This window comes from Nodularia sp. LEGE 04288 (assembly GCF_963896525.1).
Classification (GTDB): domain Bacteria; phylum Cyanobacteriota; class Cyanobacteriia; order Cyanobacteriales; family Nostocaceae; genus Nodularia.
Genome location: NZ_CAWQOY010000022.1, coordinates 56,328 through 78,385, shown reverse-complemented (window position 1 = coordinate 78,385; position 22,058 = coordinate 56,328). Strand labels below are relative to the sequence as shown.

Genomic DNA, 22,058 nt, shown 5'->3' with positions numbered 1-22,058 from the left:
ATTTAATTGAATAACACCTCCAAAGTCCTGGATTCATCCTTGACTGTTTCCTGTCCCCTGCCTCTACAAATGATTTGAGGAATCAAATCGAATTGCTATATAATTTAATCATGAGTAATCTCAGCAGTTAATACTCAATAAACAACCCATTTCCATCCAAGAGAATCTAACTTCAGACAGATGAAGCAGTTACATAAATATCTCTAAAGACTGGTTTGCAAATTGATTAATAATTTAGAAGATATTCATATCTACATTTTTTAATCAAAATAATTGTATGGCAACACCCATTGAATTTAATTTATTTGCGCCTCATAACAAAGGAGCGGCATTAATTGGCTCTTTTTCTGATTGGCAAGAAATATCCATGACAAGGGGCGATGATGGCTATTTTCGGACAACTGTTGAAATAGAAGATGGCATCTATGAATATAAATTCAGGGTTCAGTCAAATTCATGGTTTTTTGAACCGGAACAGTGGGTTGATGTGATAGATCCTTACGCCACTGACATCAATGGAGAAAGTGGCGAAGATAAAGGTATTGTCCGCATCAAAGATGGGGCAAGAATTGTTGACACTTACGTTTGGCAACACGATGATAAACCTCTACCTGCTGACCATGAATTAGTAATTTATGAATTGCACGTTGGTGATTTTTCTGGTGGTGAGGATGACAAATACGCGCGAGGAAAATATAAACACGTCATTGAAAAGTTAGATTATTTATGTGATTTAGGAATCAACGCTATTGAGTTGATGCCAATCAAAGAATATCCAGGAAGTTATAGCTGGGGTTATAATCCCTGTTATTTCTTTGCCACCGAATCCAGTTATGGTTCTACTGTTGAGTTAAAGCAGCTCATCGATGAGTGCCACGGTAGAGGCATTCGGGTGATTATGGATGGTATATATAACCACTCAGAAGCGTCAAGTCCATTAACTCAAATTGACCATGATTATTGGTATCACCATTCTCCGCGTGACCCTGAAAATAACTGGGGTCCAGAGTTTAATTACGAACATTATGACGAAGTTTTAGACATTTACCCAGCACGAAAATTTATTGGGGAGACAATTCGTTTTTGGATTACAGAATATCATATAGATGGTATTCGTTATGATGCAGCCAGGCAAATTGCTAACTATGATTTCATGCACTGGATTGTTGAAGAAGCCAAAAATACTGCTGGTACTAAGCCTTTTTATAACATTGCCGAACACATCCCCGAAACTACCAGTATTACCAATATAGATGGCCCAATGGATGGTTGTTGGCACGACAGCTTCCGTCATACAATCATGGTGCATATTTGTGGTGATACTTTTGATTTAGAAAGCCTCAAAGATGTGATTGATGGTAAACGTCAAGGCTTTATGGGTACAACCAATGTGGTTAATTATCTAACTAACCACGACCATGAGCGGACTATGCTAGAACTGGCTAATCGGCAGATTTTTGATGAAGAAGGCTTTAATAGGGCTAAATTGTCAGTAGCTATTCTCATGACATCTGTTGGTGTACCTTTAATTTGGATGGGAGAAGAGTTCGGTGAATACAGACCCAAACAACCTGAATCATCCAAAATCGAATGGTCACTGCTAAGTAATGATCTAAATCGGCAGTTATTTGAATACTATAAGGGGTTGATTCATCTGCGTAAAAATAGTCATGCCCTCTACACAGAAAATATTGATTTTATTCACGAAAACCTAGAAGCCAAGGTACTAGCTTATAGTCGCTGGAACGAAGAAGGTTCTCGTGTCGTTGTTGTAGTAAATTTTTCGGAAAACTTCCTGAGTAGCTATCACATTCCTAATTTCCCCTGTGGTGGGACATGGCATGAATGGACAGGCAATTATCAGGTTGAGGCTGGTGATGATGGTATGATTACTGACTTAGGACCATACGAAGCCAAAGTGTTTGTATGGCAGTAATCACATCTGGTGGTACTGAAACCACAGTCTCATAATACAGAAAAGGGGGCTGATTGTCCCCTTTTGAAGTTATGAAAACAACACAATTCTCTATCCGCAGTTATGGAGATTTTGAAATTCGAGAAATCTCTCAGTTGGTGTTGTACTTTTGATTTAAAATAATATATTAACTTCATTCCTTAGTGGAATTGCAAAAATCACAAGTTCGGCTCTATGCACAATAAATTATTTAATACTAACATCAAGAACTCTCACGTATTACTAACACCCAATGAAGTAAAATCAAAATTGCCTTTAACTAAATCGGCTGAACAGACTGTTTTGCAACATAGACAGGAAATCAAAAATATTCTCGATTTTCAGGACAGCAGAAAATTTATTGTCGTTGGCCCATGCTCAATTCATGATACACAAGCAGCCCTCGAATATTCCCAGAGATTGAAAGTTCTGGCTGAACGAGTCAAGGATAAACTGCTACTGATTATGAGGGTGTACTTTGAAAAACCCAGAACTACGGTAGGATGGAAAGGATTGATTAATGATCCAGATATGGATGATTCTTTTCATGTAGAAAAAGGTTTATTAACTGCACGTAGCCTACTGATAAAAATAGCAGAGTTGGGTTTACCGGCTGGTACAGAAGCACTAGATCCGATTATACCTCAATATATTAGTGAATTGATTACATGGTCTGCCATTGGCGCACGCACTACGGAATCACAAACCCATCGCGAAATGGCTAGTGGTCTTTCCATGCCTGTAGGTTTTAAAAATGGTACTGATGGTAATATTCAAGTAGCTTTAAATGCTTTGCAATCAGCTAAAAGCTCTCATAATTTCCTGGGTATTAATCATAAGGGACAAGTCAGTGTCTTTGAAACGAGGGGAAATCCCTATGGTCACGTTATCCTCCGCGGTGGTAGTCAGCCTAACTTTGACGCAGAAAATGTCCAACTGGTAGAAGAAAAATTAAAAGCGGCTAATTTATCACCAAGAATTGTGATTGACTGTAGCCACGGAAATACCAATAAAGATTACACATTACAACCGACTGTGTTAGAAAATGTCATTCAACAAATAGTTGATGGTAATACATCAATAGTCGGTGTGATGCTGGAATCAAACTTGTATGAAGGTAATCAACCGATGACTGGTAAGCGAGAAGAATTAAAGTATGGTGTTTCTGTAACTGATAAATGTATTAGTTGGGATGAAACCGAAAAAACTATTTTGGCTGCTTACGAAAAACTAAGTTAAGTAGGTCGGCGTAAATAAAGTTAACTGGCTAGGGTCGTCATTTGTCTTTAGCCCTTCGGCTACGCTCAGGGTAAATCATTGGTCATTGGTGAGGGTTTCAGGAGTATTTACAAGTTGTAAGATAGTTTGGTTTATTCCTGCTTACCTACTTAGTTCCTGTTTTGAGGGGTGATATCGAGTCTGGTGAATTAGTTATGATTACACAATAATTGCACCCCACCCCCAGCCCCTCCCCGCAGGCGAGGAGGGGAGACACAGCATAGATTTGGCGGGGATGATATCACCTATTTAAATTGCGCCAATTTCTTTTAAATACACCCTACTAAATGGTTCATCTTCTCCCAAGGTGTAGTCTTCAATCAACCCACGACGACGGATAGAAATGTCGTTTTCTTTCTTAATCACCACCGTAGAATCATCGAAGATATCCCGCACTAACATCATCTCTGTTTCTGTGGGATTATTTAAAACTACCATGTTACTTCCCTGGTAAAACATTCCCTGTGCTTCCAGTATGGATTCTGGATACTCGGTAATTAGTAAATCAAGTTGGGGATTACGCAGCAAAATTTCGACGTTACTATTGTAATCGTTGCGTAATGCTTTTTGTGACCGATTGACAAACACGGCATCATGACAAACAGCACCTATTATCCAGTCAGGATGCTGCGAGAGAATATGGTCAATTGTTGCTTGCAATTCTGCAACTGAAATTTTATTAAAGGTAATAATGGGTATCCTGGAATTTACCCCAGATTCAAAAAAGCTTTCTAAGATGCGGGAAGGTACATCAACACTTTCACCAACAGCAGGATTAAGATGCATCAAAATTCCTGGTGCGGCGTTGATTTCCAGAATGGCGAAGTTACTATTTGACTTCCAAGATTCTGACAGGTTTTCGGCAATGACATCAATGCCTAGACAAGTTAGCCGGAAGTGTTGGGCGATGTCTTGGGCTAAGATAATATTGTCATCATGAATTGTGGATGTAGCATCAATGCTCATACCTCCAGCTGAAAGATTGGCAACTTTGCGAAGATAAACAGTGCGTCCTTTTTTAATCACACTGTTCAAGGAAAAACCTTGTTCGTCCAGGTAGAGTTCCATTGCTTGATCACACTGTATCTTAGACATGGCCGAGGTGGGTGTATCTAAGCGTGCTGGTTGGCGATTTTCTCTGCGGATTAACTCTGCAATAGTTGCGTAACCATCACCTATAACTGATGCGGGACGGCGTTCAATGGCGGCGACAAATTTACCATTAACACACAACAAGCGAAAGTCTGTTCCCGAAATGCTTTTTTCCACAATTATCCGCGCTGGCTGGTCTTCGGGAATTGCTAATAATGCAATACTATAAGCAGATGCGAGTTCTCTGGAATTTCGCACACCAGCTGTAACGCCTATTCCTTTGTGACCAACTACAGGTTTAACTGCAACTGGGTAACCTATTTCTTTTGCTACCTCCAAGGCTTCTTTTTCGGAAAAAACAATATCACCTTCTGGTACTGGTAAACCCAATGTTTGCATAAATATTTTGCATTCATCTTTGCGGGTGGTGAAATCTGAATCTAGATGGCTATCGCAATCAAAGGTTGTGGCGATACCACGAACTTGTTTTTTGCCGTAACCATATTGCATTAGTGCTTCTGACCACAGATAAAAGGTGGGAATACCTTTTTTATCAGCTGTTCGCAATAGGGCGTAAACTGTGGGGCCGCCGTAGACAGAATCACGGAACTTTTTCTGAATAGTTAGCAGTTTCTCATCAAAGAAGAATTTTTGGTTTTGGTTGATGGCTTCAAACCAATCCCAGACAAGGTAAATTACGGCTCTAGTGGTGCTTTCATGCAACGATTGAATGCTAATTCGCGCATAATCTGCATATGGTTTCACACTCCAACGGTTGAGGTGTAAACCCATGTCTAGCTTACCGACTTCGGAGGCAACTCTGGCAAACAGATGGGCATGGGATGGGTAGGTTTGTTCTCGTAGTTGCCCAAAGCGATCGCCTATTCTGGAAATATACTCTTCAATGGGTACGGGTTGTCTAGACTCAATCAGAGCAAAATCAAAGACTAGCGCCCTTGTATCCAAATATGGGTTAGACCCCTCGTAATGCTTGAAATTAAAAATATCAAATACATCAGTTTTTCTCGCATTAATCAGGACTAAACTGTTGCTTTTATGTTGAATCATTGATATAAACCTTTAGCTAGACACCCTAAATGTGAAATTTAATTTATCGATTATTTAGACTTATGGATTGTAGTCGATTTTAGATTATTATTTGGCAGATATGGAGTTCGTTGAACTTAGATAAAATTATATCCACTAAATTATATACCTTATTACTAAGCATTTTCAACCACCCCACAGCATAACTTAATCGCCATTACTCATTAAGTAGATAATATCAGCCATTAAAGGTCGTAAATCATCAAATATATAACCTTTGAAAGATGAAATGGATTCGCAAAATTTATATAATATTACAAAGACATCTGGGTAAAAATATGTGAAAACGTTGCATACAAAGTCTTTGCTAGGATTTGTAAATTATGTCCATGTCTCAAATATATTTCGCGGAGACAGCAACCGATGAATCAAGCTGCTCTTAGAGATGAAGTTGCTCAACTTGCTGAGGAAGCTTTTCACCGCAAGCTAATTTCTGGTTATGGAGATAGGCCAGATATCAATGAGTATCAAATTGTTTACCTGGGCAAGCCCAGGCATATCTCACTCGAACAAGCTCGGTTGTTTTTAATTAACTTACTTTATAGAAACCAATTTGGTTAATTTTTTTCTATGTTTACTCTGCAAGAGGACTCCTGTTACACCCGCAGATTCATGCTGAGGTGAGTTGTGGCAACAGTTGAGATTACACAGAATAAATGCTCCATCTTGAAAGCATGAAAACGTGCTGGGGAAAGTATGTGGCAGCAATTAGGGGTGAAAGGGTCAAATCAGGAGTTATGATGACGAATATTACAACTAAACGCCAATTGGTGATTATTGGGGGAGCTGAAGACAGAGATGGAGATTCCCAAATTCTGCGGGAGTTTGTGCGCCGGGCTGGGGGTATCAAGGCCAAGATTGTGATTATGACAGCTGCCGCGGAACTACCAAGGGATGTAGGAGATGATTATATTAAAGTGTTTGAACGTCTAGGATCTGAAGGAGTTCGCATCCTTGACACAGAAACCCGTGATGATGCGTCTTCATCCACAGCTTTGGAAGCGATCGCACAAGCAACTGGGATATTTTTTACAGGGGGAGACCAGGCTCGGATTACCAGCATCCTCAAGGATACTGAAATAGATGCAGCAATTCATCAACGCTTCTCGGAAGGTATAGTTGTAGCAGGTACAAGCGCCGGAGCCGCAGTCATGCCTGATAAAATGATTGTGGAAGGCGATGCTCAAACCCATCCGCGAATGGAAATTGTGGACATCGGGCCGGGTCTGGGTTTTCTCCCAGGTGTAGTCATTGACCAGCATTTTTCGCAGCGCGGACGCTTGGGACGTTTACTTTCTGCATTAGTCCAAGAACCTGCCGTATTAGGATTTGGCATTGATGAGAATACCGCAATGGTAGTCACTGAGCATGAAATTGAAGTCATTGGAGAAGGTTCGGTAACCATTATTGATGAGTCTGAAGCTACAAACAATATGGGCGAAATCCTCAAGGATGAGCCGTTGGCGATTTTTGCAGCGAAACTGCATATTTTGCCAAATGGTTATAAATTTGATCTCAACACTCGCCAACCTATATTGAATCAAAGTGCTGTGGAAAATGTCTCTATCCCAGTTACTTCCCCAAACATCTAACTTTTAGACAGCTAAAATACTCATTGCCCAGTAATACCCGCAAGTTGAGGCCTGTGATATCATGGGAGACTGCTGCATACATTTAAAATAACTAGAAAGTGAATCGATTATGGCTCTGACGCAACAGCGCAAACAAGAAATAATGTCGAACTATCAAGTTCACGAAACCGATACTGGATCTGCCGAAGTTCAAGTGGCCATGTTAAGCGATCGCATTAGTCGCCTCAGCTTACATCTCCAGGGAAATAAAAAAGACCATTCTTCCCGGCGAGGATTATTGAAGATGATTGGTCAGCGCAAGCGTCTTCTCGCCTATATTCAGCAAGGAAGTCGGGAAAAATATCAAGGTTTAATTGCTCGTCTCGGTATTCGGGGATAGGAACTATCGCTTATGTCTGCTGAAGAATCTGAGCGCAATAGCTTACCTTTTGAACCAAAAACAAAGCGCCAAAAACCCGCCAAAGCTGTAAGCAAACCACAAGCACAGCCCAAGACCTCTGAAAAACAGGCTAGTAAGCAGCCACCTTTTAATAAAGAAGAGATGGCAATTCCCCAAGTTGTGAGCCAAAGGATGATCCGGCGGGTAGCTGGATTCTGTGGTATTCCCACAGCGTTGGGGATTACAACCCTAGTAGTCAGCTATTTACTCGCTATTTACTCCGAGATCCAATTGCCTCCCATTGCCGTGTTATTGGTGAATATGGGATTATTTGGTATAGGAGTTTTGGGGATAACTTATGGTGTTCTCTCAGCCTCATGGGATGAAGAAAGACCCGGAAGTCTATGGGGTTTGGGTGAATTTAGTACCAATTGGGGTCGAATGGTGGAAGTTTGGCGAGAAACTCGGCAAAAAAACGTATGATCCTTGGCGCTCAGATACCAGGCTAACTGCTGTATTGGGTAGATTTTCCAGTAAATGTTGAAGTTAGGAAATCTCAACTTCAACATTACTAAATAACAATTTATGATGTTTGATAAAACCTAATACTCATCCGCAAAAGTACTGAGCGCCCTCTGTTTTTCCCTAATATGGCAGTCTCTACATTAGGAAAGAATTAATAGTCCGGGAAACGCGATTAAGTTTTTGTTTGGATCACTGCAAATATTTAAACTAAATTTAAATTAAATACAAAAAAGCCAGATAACTTGGCTCCTATTTGTTTGAAATTCACGTCAACTAATCAGGTAATTTAAGATGATTGTAGTCATGAAAAGCGGTTCCCCAGAAATGGAAATCAACCGCATTAGCGAGGAACTAATTAGCCGGGGACTAATACCAGAAAAAATCATTGGTCAAAACAAAGTGGTAATTGGTCTGGTAGGTGAAACAGCTAGCTTAGACCCGTTACAAATTCAGGAACTCAGCCCCTGGATTGAGCAAGTATTGCGGGTAGAGTTACCATACAAACGAGCTAGCCGCCAGTTTCGTCATGGGGAAGCTTCTGAGGTGGTGGTGAATACTCCCGATGGAGACGTGACATTTGGAGAACACCATCCTTTAATCGTTGTTGCTGGCCCTTGTTCCGTAGAAAATGAAGAGATGATCGTAGAAACGGCACAGCGCGTTAAAGCCGCAGGAGCTAAATTTTTACGTGGTGGAGCATATAAACCCCGAACTTCGCCTTACGCCTTTCAAGGTCATGGCGAAAGTGCTTTGGAATTGTTGGCAAAGGCGCGAGCAGTGAGTGGTTTGGGGATTATTACAGAAGTAATGGATGCTGCTGAACTGGATATGATCGCTGAGGTTGCTGATGTCATCCAGGTGGGGGCAAGAAATATGCAAAACTTCTCTTTACTGAAAAAAGTGGGGGCGCAACCAAAACCCATTCTTTTAAAGCGGGGAATGGCAGCTACTATTGAGGATTGGTTGATGGCGGCTGAGTATATTTTGGCAGCAGGAAACCCGAATGTGATTTTATGTGAGCGGGGAATTCGGACTTTTGACCGCCAACACACTCGCAATACTTTGGATTTGTCAGTAGTACCAGTATTAAGAAAGCTCACTCACTTGCCAATTATGATTGACCCCAGTCATGGCACGGGCTGGTCTGAATTTGTACCTTCGATGGCTATGGCGGCGATCGCAGCTGGCACTGATTCTCTGATGATTGAGGTTCACCCCAACCCTGCTAAGGCTTTATCTGATGGGCCGCAATCTCTGACACCAGAACGTTTTGATTATTTAATGCAACAATTAGGCGTGATTGGTAACGCTGTCGGACGTTGGCCGCAACCAGTCGTTGCTGTAACTAATTAGTAATTCGTAATTCGTAATTCGTAATTCGTAATTCGTAATTTTTACGGCAGGCTTTTGCATTAGACATCTGATGACACAGAATGTAGAGACGTTCCATGTCACGTCTCTACAAGGATTCACCGAAGAGGACTATTAACGCCTTCTGCCGCCTGAGCGACTGCGAGAGCCTGTAGAACGTCCACCAGAACCAAAACCACTATTAGTGTTCCGTTTGGTAGCACCGGATCTGTTAGAAGGTTTTAAGTTACTGCTACCCACACCGGAACCAGAGGGACGATTCCCTGTATTTCTACTTGGTGTAGTGCGTACAGTTGAACTAGCAGGAGATGATCTTCTCACGTTTCCTGTAGTGCGGAAAGTTGTCCGATTACGCTCAACTGCTGGTGGAGCATTGTAGCGAGTCCGATAGCTACTCACCGCTTGATTATAGGTGGAGCCATAACCGCCGTAGCCGGTTAGCACTCCTCCAGGCTGATAGACAGGTGGTACATAGTATTGGGGTCTAAATAACATATTACCGATGACCTGTCCGGCGATGTTACCAGCTACAGCCCCGGCGAAGGGGGCCCAAAAGTTACTTTCTCTTCGCACTACGACTGTTTCTTGTCGTCCCGTTTGGGGATTGGTTTGGGTTTCGGTGACGTTGTGGACGTACTCAATTTTAAAGTCTTCTGTCATATACAAGGCGGGTTGTCCGTTCTCCACCTTCAAAGAAGTCTTTTTTCCCTCCTTAATTTCTTCATCGGTTAGCCGTGCCATTTGCAAATTTTCGGTTTTAAAGGTTGGGGGTGTACTGTTGAGTAAAAACAGTGTATATTCACCTGTTCCATCATCAAAACTAGCTTGCTGCACCTGATACTGACCATCACTGAGCTTGGTATTCGTAGCGGTGCGGCTCACATTTCTACTTTGAGAGGCAGTTTCGTTAGAACTCCCACAGCTGACAGTTGTTAAGCACAAAGTCAGTGCTAAAAAAACAACTGTAAATTTTCGTAATACTGTCATGAGCATTTTACTATGTCCTATTTCTCAGCTTAACAAGCTTCAAGGGGGGTGGTGATGTAGAGAATACCCGACAAGTTACAAAGGAATTAATTCTGGGTAATATTGGAATAGATGATCATTAGTCAGTTCGTCACCTAACTGTGCTGGGGAGAAATGTATCTGAATGGCGCGCAGTTTTTCTTTATAGTGCAAATTGATTAAAGCTTTTAAAGCATCCTTTAATGCTGGGATGTTGGAGAGGTCAGCTTCTAAATCCGGAACTTCACCTTCATAAGCGACAGTGAGCATGACAATGACGTTGCGGGTTACAGGGACAGAAAAAGATGCATCTGAACTAGAAGCGGAATTTATATCAAGGTCTGCACCATAGCGTTCGCCAGAGTCACTAAATAATTCATTGACGTAATCTCCCGCCTCACCTTCATCCCAGAATACTTCACCTTCATTGGCAGCAGAAAGCCAAGATTCATCGTATCGCAATAGGGTTTCGCAAATTTCGACTAATCCTTCTCCTAAATCTTTCAGGTCACCATCAGCTGCGATCGCTTCCCGTGCTGTACTATTTAATACTCCCAGAATTGGTGCGACATCAGACCCGGCTAAATGCAAAAACAAGCGACACACCACATACCGAGTCCGACCCATCATTTGATTAAACGCCCGCATTTGCTTCCTCCATAATTTTGACTCATACACTGCAAAATCATATCTCTACTATTGACTGATGTAGTGAAAGCTGTTAATAAAATCCACAACCATATTTACAGCAGGTGGTATAAATGTAGCAGCTTCGCTGGATATCTTAGGTAAAAATTTCATATCTTGAGCTGAGGAATTAATAAATCGTTTACCAAAGTTAGGGTGATCATACACAATTAAAGTTTGAGCGCTGGAATTGGTCAATATTGTCTGGGTAGGTCTTCTACAGAACTTTAATTTGGCGGCTAATTCCAAATTTCTTTTCATTTGTGTAATTATCCGCCCCTGACTAATAGCTTCCTGGGTCAGCCTAGTTAATTGCTGTATTTGATCGGGTGCTTTTAACCCTAAATGAAATATATCTTCTCTGTTCAACATTTCCAGGATTGTGTAAATGTTTTTCTGGGTATTAATAGCATCTTGAAATGGCAGAATAGCGATACAAGCTGTAGCTAATAAGCTTTGGTCGTTGTCTACCGGGAAAGTCAAGACAGTCCGGCGACGACTAATTTCTACGCTGGGGGGTTGTTTGAGTCCGCGATATTCCTGAGCAATTTGGTAATAAGAACCAGCTAGAGCAAAATTAGCTTCGTGTTCTAGGGGTGCATCAATAATAATGCGGATGGTGGGTGAGGTTTCATTGAAAAAGTCTCGTGCATCTTCACAAGCAAATTTTTGAATAATGGAGCGATCGCCTGTGGGACTTAAATCAATCCATTCGCAAGTGATGCCTTCAGTTTTTAGACCAAAGCGGGAGGTAGAATGAAGTTTTGCCCCTGTTAAAATCGCACTCGTTAAGTCTGCACCGACCCATTCGACGTTAATTAAGGTTGCCTGATTCAAATTAGCATGGACTAAACTGGCATTTGTTAAATTGGCATTACTCAAGTTTGCACCAATTAAATTAGCTCCACTGAATTTAGCTCCACTTAAATCAGCCCAAGAAAGATTTGCGCCCTTTAAATCAGCCCACCGGAGATTTGCGTTACTCAAATCGGCACCACTGAGATTAGCATGACTGAGATTAGCTTGTTTGAGTTCAGCATCTCGCATCGTCGCACCACTGAGGTTAGTACGACTCAAATCAGTGGCGTTGAGGTTAGCCATTTCTAAGTTAGCCCTGATTAATGAGCTACCTCTCAAATTTGCTCCGCTTAAGTTAGCGTAGCGAAGATTAGCTTGGCGGAGTGTAGCTTCTCGTAAATCGGCACTATTCAAGTTAGCCTCGAACAAGTCAGCACGACTGAGGTTAGCCCGAATTAATTCAGCCCGAACTAGGGATGCTCCTCGCAGTTGAGCGCCAGTCAAATCGGCTCGAATTAAATTAGCGACATTTAAACTAGAATTATTCAGAATCACATTTTCAAGATTTGCGCCACTCAGTCTAGCTACATTCAGCTTGGTATGACTCAAGTTAGCACCGCTAAGGTTTGCACCACTGAAGTTAACTATACTTAAGTCAGCTGCGCTGAAATTTATGCCGCTGAGTTTGACACCATTCAGGTTAGCTTCACAAAGGCTAATACCAGTAAAGTTAATAACTCCTGCTGCGTATTGTTCTAGCAACTCTTCTACAGTCATGAATGCTACCCCTTAGATACCAACTTCAATAGTTGGTAAAGTATGCAGAAAATACGTAGTCTAAATCAAAAATGAAAATTGGTATTTTGGGACTGGGATTGATCGGCGGTTCTTTGGGTTATGATCTGCGATCGCAAGGTCATCATGTGTTAGGAGTCAGTCGCCGGGAATCTACCTGTGAAAGAGCGATCGCTTTAGGTAGCGTTGATCAAGCATCTGTGGACATGAGCCTGTTAGCAGCCGCCGAAGTTGTTTTTATTTGTACACCTATTAGTCTTATTATTCCCCAATTACAGGTGCTAATCGATCATGTGCCTGTAACTACGGTAATCACCGATGTTGGTTCAGTCAAAGCACCCATTGTCCAGGCGATCGCTCCGGTGTGGGAAAATTTCATCGGTGGTCACCCGATGGCGGGAACGGCAGATAGTGGCATAGAAGCCGCACAACGGGATTTATTTGTGGATAGACCCTATGTTCTCACACCAGATGCGACAACACCAAAGACAGCGATTTCAGTTGTAGAAGAAATTGTGCGATCGCTTGGGGCTAATCTTTATTATTGCCAACCAGATCAACATGACCGTGCTGTCAGTTTAATTTCCCATTTACCTGTAATGGTCAGTGCGGCCTTAATTGCTGCTTGCATGGGTGAAACTGATCACCAAGTGCTGCAATTAGCCCAAAATCTAGCTAGTTCAGGTTTTCGGGATACCAGCCGTGTAGGTGGTGGTAACCCAGAATTAGGGGTAATGATGGCGCAGTATAACCGCTCCGCATTGCTAAATTCATTACAACAATATCGCCAAAATCTTGATGAATTAACTAACTTAATTGAGCAAGAAGATTGGGCAGGTTTAGAACTAAAATTACAGTCAACGGGAAAAGCACGACCAAAATTTGTTGAGTAATCCTAGTGCTTTAGGGATTTCCTAGCAATAACTTATCCATATTGTCGGGGAGAGCAAAGATACCCGCCCTGATTCAGGGACGGGTGGGGACACCCATTCCAAATCATTTTTTGTAGCGACTGTCTGAAAAGTCAAGCGATGGCGCTTGTATCTGAGAAGAAGTGGTAGACTGTCACAGAAAATTGGTATCAGGCTAAAGAAAAAGGATAGGATCAAGGCGATCGCTATCCCCAAAACAATCACAAATAAACTCGTTTTGCGGCAACCATTGTTTGCACTAGATATCAGAAAGTAGGGTTGTTGATCAACTGCAACACATAGCTAATCCAGAAATGTGGTTCCCTAGCTTCTCCAATTTCCGACACAACAGCCATCAATCATTTTCTTTGATACTGCGCCATTATCTCTACTCTTTGGCAAAAATTATGACTCATGGGATGTTTAGCCTACTTTTAGCGGGAAGCTACACACCACTAAATTCAAATTGATAATCCGAGTTTGCTAAGAAGGGGGAATCAGTAAAACCTTCCTTGCTAGTGGTAGTTGATACTATATCAGGATGACTCAACAAACTGTTGACATCACTACCAACCCCCGACACACCACTCCCCAGGGATGTCAGTTCATCAAGGATATCGAAAGACCAATCCTCGTTACCAATATATGCTTTGCCATCATCAGTAGCCTCAATACTATTACCGAGTAAACTACCATTATTAATGTTGGAAGTATTGGTATTACCAAGAACATTGCTGCTATTACCACTGAGGATGTTGCTATTACCGTTGATATTGTTGCCATCGCCACTAGGTATGTTGGCATTACCGTTAACAGTATTATTATCACCTAACTGCCAGTTACCATTGCCATCACTGGTGTTGCCACTACCAAACTCCCAGTTGCCATTGCCATCGGCAGTATTGTTATCACCTAACTGCCAGTTACCATTACCATCGGTAGTGTTGCCACTACCAAAATACCAATTGCCATTGCCATCGGCAGTATTGTTGCTTCCGTAAAACCAGTTGCCATTTCCATTGCCTGTGTTACCTTCAGTGCTTGCACCAGTTTCACCAGATTCTAAATCTTTGAGATCAGATATCCAATTATCACTGTTGTATGGTACAGATATACCTTCAGGAGCTTCTGGTAGGACGTTCCCATTTGTTGAAGAGGCTGGGGTGCTACCAATAGGCAAGTTTCCAGCTAAGTCGTTACCACCACCGAAGGAATTGCCATTTCCATTACCTGTGTTATCGCTATTACTTATCCCAAGTTCACCAGATTCTAAATCGTTCATTTCGACTGTCAAGTTGTCACTATTGTATGGTACAGATATACCTTCAGGAGCTTCTGGTAGGACGTTCTCATTTGTTGAAGAGGCTGGGGTGCTACCAATAGGCAAGTTTCCAGCTAAGTCGTTACCACCATCGAAAGAATTGCTACCGCTATCAGACGAGTTACTGTCAAGACTGAGAATGTCAATTAATTGACCGAAGGGGTTGTTATCATCAGGTGCTAAACTGCGCTCGTCCTCAGTCCGAGTGTAGTTGTAGCTGTACTGGCCATCCTCACTAGTCGTAGACACATTTCCTCCATCCCCGCTCATGAAGGGATTACCCCCAGCAAAGGGACTACCACCGCTACTGTCACCACCATCACCAAAGGGATTACCACCGCTACTGTCGCCGAAACTAGTAGCATCAGAAATATTATCGGGAATATAACCATCAGGGGGGTTCCCACTAGCGAAGGCATCAGCCACACTTAAATCGGCACCTTCATCAGATATCCATTGACCATCTGTATAGTACCAATTGCCATTACCTTCGATACTGTTTTCAGCCATTATAACTATTCCTTACAATCGGTTAGATAAATTAGTCAGTTAAGTAGCTCAACCTAAAAAAAATCAGAATAAAGTGCATTAAAAAGAATGCCATTAACACACCTTACGAATGTTTTCTGTTTAATGAAGTTGCTCTACTCATATCGATAGCAGCAGAATAAACTGAAGGCAGTTTTCTCTGTTGTCATATGGAAAAAAACATGAAAAAAACAACAATTTGGCTATGAGAGCCGAGTTAGTTGGCTCTCATAAATAGTTTGGTTAACGCTAAATTCATCAACTCAATCTACAAACTTGTTGTTTTAATTTTTCTTATGCGAGCCTTAAAACAGGATGCGTAAGCAAGAAATTATATTCAGAGATAAATCTTGAATATAATTTCAATAAAAATGATAATATTTTTAACAAAAAGTTAAAATGAATAAAGTTTTGATTTGCTTGCTAATACTTTTGATCTAATAAAATACTAATTATTTTTAAATACAAGGGTGTGTTGTCGCGCAACCCAAAGTACCATCTTGATATAGCAATGTGTTGAATGCTAAGAATACAGCAGGCTCAAAAAATTAAGGTATATGAATATACTGCATAGCACACCCTGTTTATATTGTTTTATCTAGACAATATTTTTCTCGCAAATTTGCTTATACTTTACAAATGTAAATATAACAGTCTCATTTAAGCAGAAAAATCTGCATAAAAACTGTTGAATTTAAAAGTTAACGCGTCTATATCTGTGTTCATCTGTGGTTAATTAATTCCCTCTAGTGAGGAATACCATATAATTTTTCAGAAAAAACACAGACAGATGATTATATTAAACTTCTTTGCAATACTTAATTTTTCTATAATTAAAATAAATTAACATAGATTAAAAATAATAACTAACATAATAATTTATGAAGTTTATTACGCTAAATTGAGAGTATGCTTAATCCTTGAAGCCTAGTTAAAAGTTTAGGTGACTTAGAGACAAAAAACTCAACATTAATTAACTATTTGTCACACTTTTTAGTGCTAATAGCTAATGATGAAAAGTTTGTTTGTGCTGAGTTACTGACTAGGTTATTAAGCAAGGCGTTGAAACTTTCAACTGAGCCAAGTAATAAGAGCAAACACCAAAGCAAGTTTAAGGGCGAGAAGTAACAATGATTGATAAAATTTTGCTAGCGGTTTCTGGCTTGGGCCATGCAGAAGAAATGCTCAAAACCTTAAAGGAGATGCCATCAATCCAATCCGCAAAGGTTACAGTTTTGCACGTTGTACCTCCCCAAAGTACTGCGTCTGCAATGACAGATAAATGGGAAGAGGGTGGTAAAATCCTGGCTAATGCCATTCAGTCTCTGAATTTAGACCCCAGTCAGGTGTCTTCAATTTTGCGGCAAGGTGATCCCAAGGATGTAGTTTGCCAGGTAGCAGATGAAATGGATGCTAACTTAATTATTATGGGTTCACGGGGACTCAAGCGTCTGCAATCAATTTTATCTAACTCGGTGAGTCAGTATGTTTTCCAGCTATCTTCTCGCCCCATGTTGCTGGTAAAAGATGACATTTATGTCAAAAAAATTAAGCGCGTGATGGTAGCGATGGATAATTCTGATTCTGCCAAAAAATGCTTAAGTTTGGCTCTGTTTTTGTTACGAGATATTCCGGGTAGTCAGTTAATTTTGACTAATGTTACTACAGATTTGCGTGGCAAAACATCTGAAGTGACGGATATTAACCCAGAGAAAAATTCAGTTTTGGCAGAAGCGGTTGCCGAAGCCCAAAAATACGGTGTGCAAACTCGTTGTGTCACTAGTAGCGGCAAACCAGGTGAAGAAATTTGTCGCCAGGCAGAAGAGTTAAATACAGACTTATTGTTGATCGGATCTCCAGACCGTCGGCCATCGGTGGCTAAGAGTTTTGTCGATATAGACAGACTTATCGGTGCTTCTTTGTCTGACTATGTTCGAGTGAATGCCACTTGTCCTGTGTTGTTGGCGCGGACTGTGGCTTAACATCACCCTAAATTTAGCGGTTGTTGACATACCTCCTCTTCCTGAAGGAGAGAGTATTCCTTAACGCTTCATTGGGTCGATGCTATCGAAATAGTCTTACCATCCCTCGACGTTCGTTTAAAGTCTCCCAATGCCCTGTGGCGACTATATTTCAATATTACCAGAAAGCCGTCCGAAAAGGACGGGGCTTGTATCCCATTATTTTCGGTCAACAAAAAACCCCTGCACCAATGGTGTTGGGGTTCTTTATCTTATACACAAATGTCAAGAATCTTTTCCACCTTCACGGCTAGCAGTTTGGATGTAAAGAACTATTAAAAACACTGCGGGAACTAGAACGAACAGAATGCTCGCTACGAACCCTAGTTCATTCACTTGCATAGCAAGAAAGCCTCTCTTTAATTTCAGTTTCCAGTCAACAACTTTAGAATAGCATTATCGATGCCAGTGTTAGCTGAAATTTTTGACAAGTTAGATGTTAGGGTTTTGTGACTACACTAACTGGTCCATTGACTAGGGTTTGACAGGCGAGACGGTAATTATCAGGCTTTTTTTTAAACTTTTGGTTCTCTACATTTGTGCGTGGGGAAAGGTTTTCCATTCCTTCGACTATCTCTACAATGCAAGTACCACATTGACCAGCACCACCGCAATTGGTCATTTTGCCAATTAATTTATAGATGTCAATGCCATTTTGCATGGCTTTGAGTCGAAGGTTAGCCCCATCAGCTGCTATTACTTCTTTATTTTCTTTGACAAATTTGATGTTACCCATAGCTGATTGATACCTTTTTGACTGTAGGCGTGGCTGGAAAAGCTGAGTTCTGCACAGGTTCCGTAAACTATCCTACTTAATTTCTGGTAGTTTATTACAAAATATTAAGAAATATCAAGTTTAAATACAAAGAAGTTGCCAAATAAATAGGACAGGTATATTACCTGTCCCAATAATCGGTAATCGGTTAGCTTACCTGAATCCAACGGCTGCTTGCCATACAAAAGCCAACAACAAGAAAAATACGGGAATAATTGGGAGAACATCTACCAAAGGATCGAAGATTTGGTAAGCTTCAGGCAATTTTGCTAATAACAATGCTGCTTCCATGTTTGTCTAAATCCACCTATCTAACACAGAGTTAATATTTGAAATTTATCTTAACATGGTTTGGGTATTGGGGATTGGGTATTTAATATTTTGGGATTGAACAAATTCTGGGACAGTGCCTATTCCTTAGTTGAGCCAGTGTGCAAATTCGGTGGCAAAGCGATCGCTTAATATTGCTTCACGAATCTTTTGCGTAAAACGAATTAGTTCGGTAATGTTGTGAATACTCAATAATGTGTAGCCTAAAATTTCTTGCGATCGCACTAAATGAGATATGTACGCACGGCTAAAGTTTTGACAAGCATAACAAGGGCAAGTTTCATCTAATGGCGCATAATCTTCACGAAACTTAGCATTCTTTAAATTCCAGCGTTCGCCTTGGACAATTGCTGTGCCGTGTCTCGCCCAACGGGTAGGAATCACACAATCAAATAAATCTACACCAGAAGCGATCGCAATTGCCATTTCCCGATAAGTACCCACACCCATCAAATAACGCGGCTTTTCTGGAGGTAATAGTGGCGCTGTCGTGCGGACAATATCAGCCATGAGTTCCGGCGGTTCTCCCACACTCACCCCACCAATAGCATATCCAGGCAAATCCAACTTCGCTAAAGCTTGGGCGGCTTGGGCGCGTAAATCCAGATACACCCCTCCTTGAACGATACCAAACAAAGCTTGATCACTACGTTGATGAAAGGTGATGCAGCGTTCCAGCCAACGATAGGTTCGATCAGTTGCAGCTTGCACATCTTCGCGACTAGCTGGGTAGGGGGGACATTCATCAAAGGCCATGATCACATCAGCCCCTAATGTATTTTGGATCTCTATGGAGCGTTCCGGCGTTAAGTGAATAATTTGTCCATCGTGGGGTGAGCGAAAAGTGACACCATCTTCAGAAATTTTCCGCATTTCGCTCAAGCTGAACACCTGAAACCCACCGGAATCGGTGAGCATTGGTCCATTCCAGCCCATAAATTTATGTAAACCACCACCTCCAGCAACTATTCTCTCCCCTGGTTGCAGATGGAGATGATAGGTATTGGATAATACCATTTGCGCCCCAGTGCTTTTTAGTTGGTCTGGGGTGACAGTTTTGACATTTGCCAGGGTTCCCACAGGCATAAATCTTGGGGTTTCCACAGGGCCGTGAGGAGTATGAAAGACCCCAGCCCTAGCTTTTGTCTGGCTACATTCAGCCAGGGATTGAAAAGAAAAGTTGGCACTCAAGGTAAAATTAATGCGATCGCGCTAAATGTTTAAATAGTGGTAATTGATTGATTGTGAATACTTGAGTAATCACTACTAAGCCTGATTTCTCTCTTCGTTCTCTGTATTTGGTGGGGTGGAAAAGAAATTTATTTAACCACAGAGGCACAGAGGACACAGAGTTAAGAGGAATGTTTTGACTACAATTTTTACCCATTTTGAAAGGGGTTATATTCACGACCAACCTATGACCGACTTTTTGAGTATATGCTTTATCTGTTGCTCATTAAAATGAATCAGAACAGTCATCGTCAATTTCTGCATCCCATTTAGCAGAGAAGACTTGCTCCATCATCGCTTCTATGGCGTTGACATTCAAGCCGCGCTCCTTGCGCTCTTGTGAGGGAGTCGAAAGCGGAATCAGCCGTAAACACATACCTTCTTGCAACAAATCAAAGTAGGTTTCTTGTTGCGGGGACTGTTTGAGTTCTAGGTAATCAAAACTATAAACATTCAAGTAAAGCGCACAGTTAGCAACTAGGGTAGACCTTTGAGGATTAACAAAGACTTCCATCACATCTCCTTCACCCTCGCTCTGTAATTTGCCGAATTGAGTGTAGATGTAGTGGACTCGACCTAAATCAGACAGCAATCGCCGAATGTCGAGCTTATTTACAATTATTCCCGTGTTAACAATACACGGAGCTGGTATCCTGGTGTCGGGTAGATGGTGACTCATAGGAAAATAGGAGATAAGCAAAGGTGAGGTACAACACAGCTAAAAGCTCAATTTCACAGCCTGTTGGCCCCCTACATTTAAAAAAATATCAACTTTGGAGGGCGATCGTCTCAATTAAGTCTAGGGTAAGTTATTAGTTGAAGAATGCAAAGTCCAATTCTTTCTTGTACTAGTTTGGTTTGCTAACTTCACTGGTATTCAGTTGCAATCAGCACTCGAAACAGATATTACTGAGAACAGCATAACAAAGTTTTCTCAATGAGTCTCTGATCATAGGTGATCTTTTTTAAAGCTTTAAAATCCCCTACTGCTGCTCCTACCGGAATTGTGGACAACATTTGTCAGCAAGTTTAGGTATATTAATTAACGCGATGAATCAGCCCCAGTGGTGGAAAAAATTAGGTTTAAATTTATTTGCTAGTATAATATTCTACAGTTCTATTCCTCTGCCCTATATAAACGGGCTAGACTTCGCCAGAGTGGCGCATTTTGCCCCGCTAGTCGGGGTGATGATTGGCTCAATTTTAGGGCTATGTGATGTGGTCATGAATTATTTGGGGATACCACTGCTCACTCGTAGCGCTTTGGTGGTGAGTATTTGGATTGCGATTACTGGAGGTTTGCACTTAGATGGGGCTATGGATACTGCCGATGGTTTGGCGGTGGGTAACCCAGAAAAACGCTTAGAGGTGATGACAGATAGTGCTACAGGTGCATTTGGGGCGATGGCGGCGATCGCCTTAATCTTACTGAAAACCACAGCGTTCATAGATATTGCAGATCACCGTTGGCTAGTGCTGATGGCGGCTTGTGGATGGGGACGCTGGGGACAACAAGTAGCGATCGCTCGATATCCTTATTTGAAACCGACGGGTAAAGGCGCATTTCACAAAGCAGCGATTCGTTCATACCAGGATTTATTACCGGGACTGTTTTTATTATTTAGTCTCAGTGGTGTTTTAGTCCTATTAGATAGGAAATATTTATTTTTCGCCCTCAGTATGATATTGGCTGGAAGTGCGATCGCCACCCTTACCGGATTATGGTTCCATCACAAATTAGGCGGACACACAGGAGACACCTACGGCGCAGTTGTTGAGTGGACAGAAGCCTTATTTCTCTGCGTTTTGACCACTTTTTAGTTACGAATTACGAATTACGAATTACGAATTACGAATTACGAATTACAAATTACGAATTACGAATTACTTAACTTCTTGCAGTTTTGTCACCTTCAGTTTAAAAGGTCCAACCCCGGTTTCCCCAAAAGACCAGACACGGATAATATAGTTTCCGGTTTCCTGAATGCGAGTAAACAGTAAGGAATTGCTAGTACCATCCGGGCCATCATCATTTTCTGCCACTTGCGCGCCATTGGGGCCTAAGAGTGTGATGATGGTGTCAAAACTCTCAGAAGACAAGTCAATGACTAAGTTATCACCTGTGTTCAGGTTCACCATATAATCACGGCCAAACCCACCCTGTCCTGTGGGAATGTCTTTATTTGAGAGTGTATCGGCAAGTTCCGTGCTGGGAGTTAAAGGAATTGGACTATACAATTTATTTTGGGCAAATCCTACCCTGGGATTGATGCCCATGACTAACAAGGTGGCAGGAATAATCATTAGTTGTCTCAAACCCACCACAAAAGCTTTACTGATCATTATTAAACTGTGTTCC

Annotated in this window: 21 protein-coding genes; 10 read left to right on the top strand and 11 right to left on the bottom strand. The window is 41.5% G+C overall.

The window, feature by feature from the left end; translation table 11 throughout:
- Nucleotides 1–277 precede the first annotated feature (277 nt).
- Nucleotides 278–1,936: an alpha-amylase family glycosyl hydrolase gene (locus tag AACX33_RS02080; protein ID WP_193996975.1), complete on the top strand. Its 1,659-nt coding sequence runs from the start codon at nt 278–280 to the stop codon at nt 1,934–1,936.
- A 213-nt stretch (nt 1,937–2,149) separates the two neighbouring features.
- Nucleotides 2,150–3,193, top strand: a complete 1,044-nt coding sequence (locus AACX33_RS02075) for a 3-deoxy-7-phosphoheptulonate synthase (RefSeq protein ID WP_193996974.1) — start codon at nt 2,150–2,152, stop codon at nt 3,191–3,193.
- A 288-nt stretch (nt 3,194–3,481) separates the two neighbouring features.
- On the opposite strand, the gene AACX33_RS02070 is transcribed toward AACX33_RS02075, so the two are convergent.
- Nucleotides 3,482–5,392, bottom strand: coding sequence for an ATP-binding protein (locus AACX33_RS02070; protein WP_193996973.1), 1,911 nt, complete (start codon nt 5,390–5,392; stop codon nt 3,482–3,484).
- A 402-nt stretch (nt 5,393–5,794) separates the two neighbouring features.
- On the opposite strand from AACX33_RS02070, the gene AACX33_RS02065 reads away from it, so the two are divergent.
- The 5 genes from AACX33_RS02065 (at nt 5,795) to aroF (ending at nt 9,280) form a co-directional block, all read left to right on the top strand.
- Complete coding sequence (locus tag AACX33_RS02065) at nt 5,795–5,992, top strand: hypothetical protein (RefSeq protein WP_193996972.1); 198 nt, start codon at nt 5,795–5,797, stop codon at nt 5,990–5,992.
- Nucleotides 5,993–6,171: 179 nt separating this feature from the next.
- Nucleotides 6,172–7,023: a cyanophycinase gene (locus AACX33_RS02060; protein WP_193997520.1), complete on the top strand. Its 852-nt coding sequence runs from the start codon at nt 6,172–6,174 to the stop codon at nt 7,021–7,023.
- 109 nt (nt 7,024–7,132) lie between these two features.
- Complete coding sequence (rpsO, locus tag AACX33_RS02055; RefSeq protein WP_193996971.1) at nt 7,133–7,402, top strand: 30S ribosomal protein S15; 270 nt, start codon at nt 7,133–7,135, stop codon at nt 7,400–7,402.
- Between the two features lie 12 nt (nt 7,403–7,414).
- Nucleotides 7,415–7,885 carry a PAM68 family protein gene (locus AACX33_RS02050; RefSeq protein ID WP_193996970.1) on the top strand — a complete coding sequence of 157 codons (471 nt, stop codon included), beginning with the start codon at nt 7,415–7,417 and terminating at the stop codon, nt 7,883–7,885.
- Between the two features lie 333 nt (nt 7,886–8,218).
- Entirely contained in the window at nt 8,219–9,280 is a 1,062-nt protein-coding gene (aroF, locus tag AACX33_RS02045) for a 3-deoxy-7-phosphoheptulonate synthase (protein WP_193996969.1), read from the top strand.
- Nucleotides 9,281–9,412: 132 nt separating this feature from the next.
- Here aroF and AACX33_RS02040 read toward each other — a convergent pair whose 3' ends face one another.
- From AACX33_RS02040 to AACX33_RS02030, 3 genes are all read right to left on the bottom strand, one after another.
- On the bottom strand, nt 9,413–10,291 hold the full coding sequence (locus AACX33_RS02040; RefSeq protein ID WP_193996968.1) for a hypothetical protein: 879 nt from the start codon (nt 10,289–10,291) through the stop codon (nt 9,413–9,415).
- Nucleotides 10,292–10,360: 69 nt separating this feature from the next.
- Nucleotides 10,361–10,951 (bottom strand): DUF1517 domain-containing protein, encoded by a 591-nt coding sequence (locus tag AACX33_RS02035; RefSeq protein WP_193996967.1) that lies wholly within the window; start codon nt 10,949–10,951, stop codon nt 10,361–10,363.
- Between the two features lie 48 nt (nt 10,952–10,999).
- Nucleotides 11,000–12,565 carry a pentapeptide repeat-containing protein gene (locus AACX33_RS02030; RefSeq protein ID WP_193996966.1) on the bottom strand — a complete coding sequence of 522 codons (1,566 nt, stop codon included), beginning with the start codon at nt 12,563–12,565 and terminating at the stop codon, nt 11,000–11,002.
- A gap of 71 nt (nt 12,566–12,636) precedes the next feature.
- Here AACX33_RS02030 and AACX33_RS02025 point away from each other — a divergent pair, with 71 nt between their 5' ends.
- Nucleotides 12,637–13,476, top strand: a complete 840-nt coding sequence (locus AACX33_RS02025; RefSeq protein WP_193996965.1) for a prephenate/arogenate dehydrogenase — start codon at nt 12,637–12,639, stop codon at nt 13,474–13,476.
- 463 nt (nt 13,477–13,939) lie between these two features.
- On the opposite strand, the gene AACX33_RS02020 is transcribed toward AACX33_RS02025, so the two are convergent.
- Nucleotides 13,940–15,325, bottom strand: coding sequence for a hypothetical protein (locus tag AACX33_RS02020; RefSeq protein WP_193996964.1), 1,386 nt, complete (start codon nt 15,323–15,325; stop codon nt 13,940–13,942).
- Nucleotides 15,326–16,473: 1,148 nt separating this feature from the next.
- Here AACX33_RS02020 and AACX33_RS02015 point away from each other — a divergent pair.
- Complete coding sequence (locus tag AACX33_RS02015) at nt 16,474–17,325, top strand: universal stress protein (RefSeq protein ID WP_193996963.1); 852 nt, start codon at nt 16,474–16,476, stop codon at nt 17,323–17,325.
- Nucleotides 17,326–17,589: 264 nt separating this feature from the next.
- Here the strand turns inward: AACX33_RS02015 and psbM are convergent, their stop codons facing one another.
- From psbM to AACX33_RS01990, 5 genes are all read right to left on the bottom strand, one after another.
- The gene (gene psbM, locus AACX33_RS02010; RefSeq protein ID WP_006195024.1) at nt 17,590–17,706 is read right to left on the bottom strand and encodes a photosystem II reaction center protein PsbM; all 117 of its coding nucleotides are present in this window, start codon (nt 17,704–17,706) and stop codon (nt 17,590–17,592) included.
- Nucleotides 17,707–17,803: 97 nt separating this feature from the next.
- Nucleotides 17,804–18,100, bottom strand: coding sequence for a 2Fe-2S iron-sulfur cluster-binding protein (locus tag AACX33_RS02005; RefSeq protein WP_193996962.1), 297 nt, complete (start codon nt 18,098–18,100; stop codon nt 17,804–17,806).
- Between the two features lie 192 nt (nt 18,101–18,292).
- Complete coding sequence (locus AACX33_RS02000) at nt 18,293–18,430, bottom strand: photosystem II reaction center protein K (protein ID WP_010995059.1); 138 nt, start codon at nt 18,428–18,430, stop codon at nt 18,293–18,295.
- Between the two features lie 126 nt (nt 18,431–18,556).
- Entirely contained in the window at nt 18,557–19,660 is a 1,104-nt protein-coding gene (tgt, locus tag AACX33_RS01995) for a tRNA guanosine(34) transglycosylase Tgt (RefSeq protein WP_193996961.1), read from the bottom strand.
- 265 nt (nt 19,661–19,925) lie between these two features.
- Nucleotides 19,926–20,378, bottom strand: coding sequence for a hypothetical protein (locus AACX33_RS01990; protein WP_193996960.1), 453 nt, complete (start codon nt 20,376–20,378; stop codon nt 19,926–19,928).
- Between the two features lie 371 nt (nt 20,379–20,749).
- Here AACX33_RS01990 and cobS point away from each other — a divergent pair, with 371 nt between their 5' ends.
- Nucleotides 20,750–21,520, top strand: a complete 771-nt coding sequence (cobS, locus tag AACX33_RS01985; protein WP_193997519.1) for an adenosylcobinamide-GDP ribazoletransferase — start codon at nt 20,750–20,752, stop codon at nt 21,518–21,520.
- Nucleotides 21,521–21,583: 63 nt separating this feature from the next.
- Here the strand turns inward: cobS and AACX33_RS01980 are convergent, their stop codons facing one another.
- Nucleotides 21,584–22,042, bottom strand: a complete 459-nt coding sequence (locus tag AACX33_RS01980; protein ID WP_193996959.1) for a PPC domain-containing protein — start codon at nt 22,040–22,042, stop codon at nt 21,584–21,586.
- Nucleotides 22,043–22,058 lie beyond the last annotated feature (16 nt).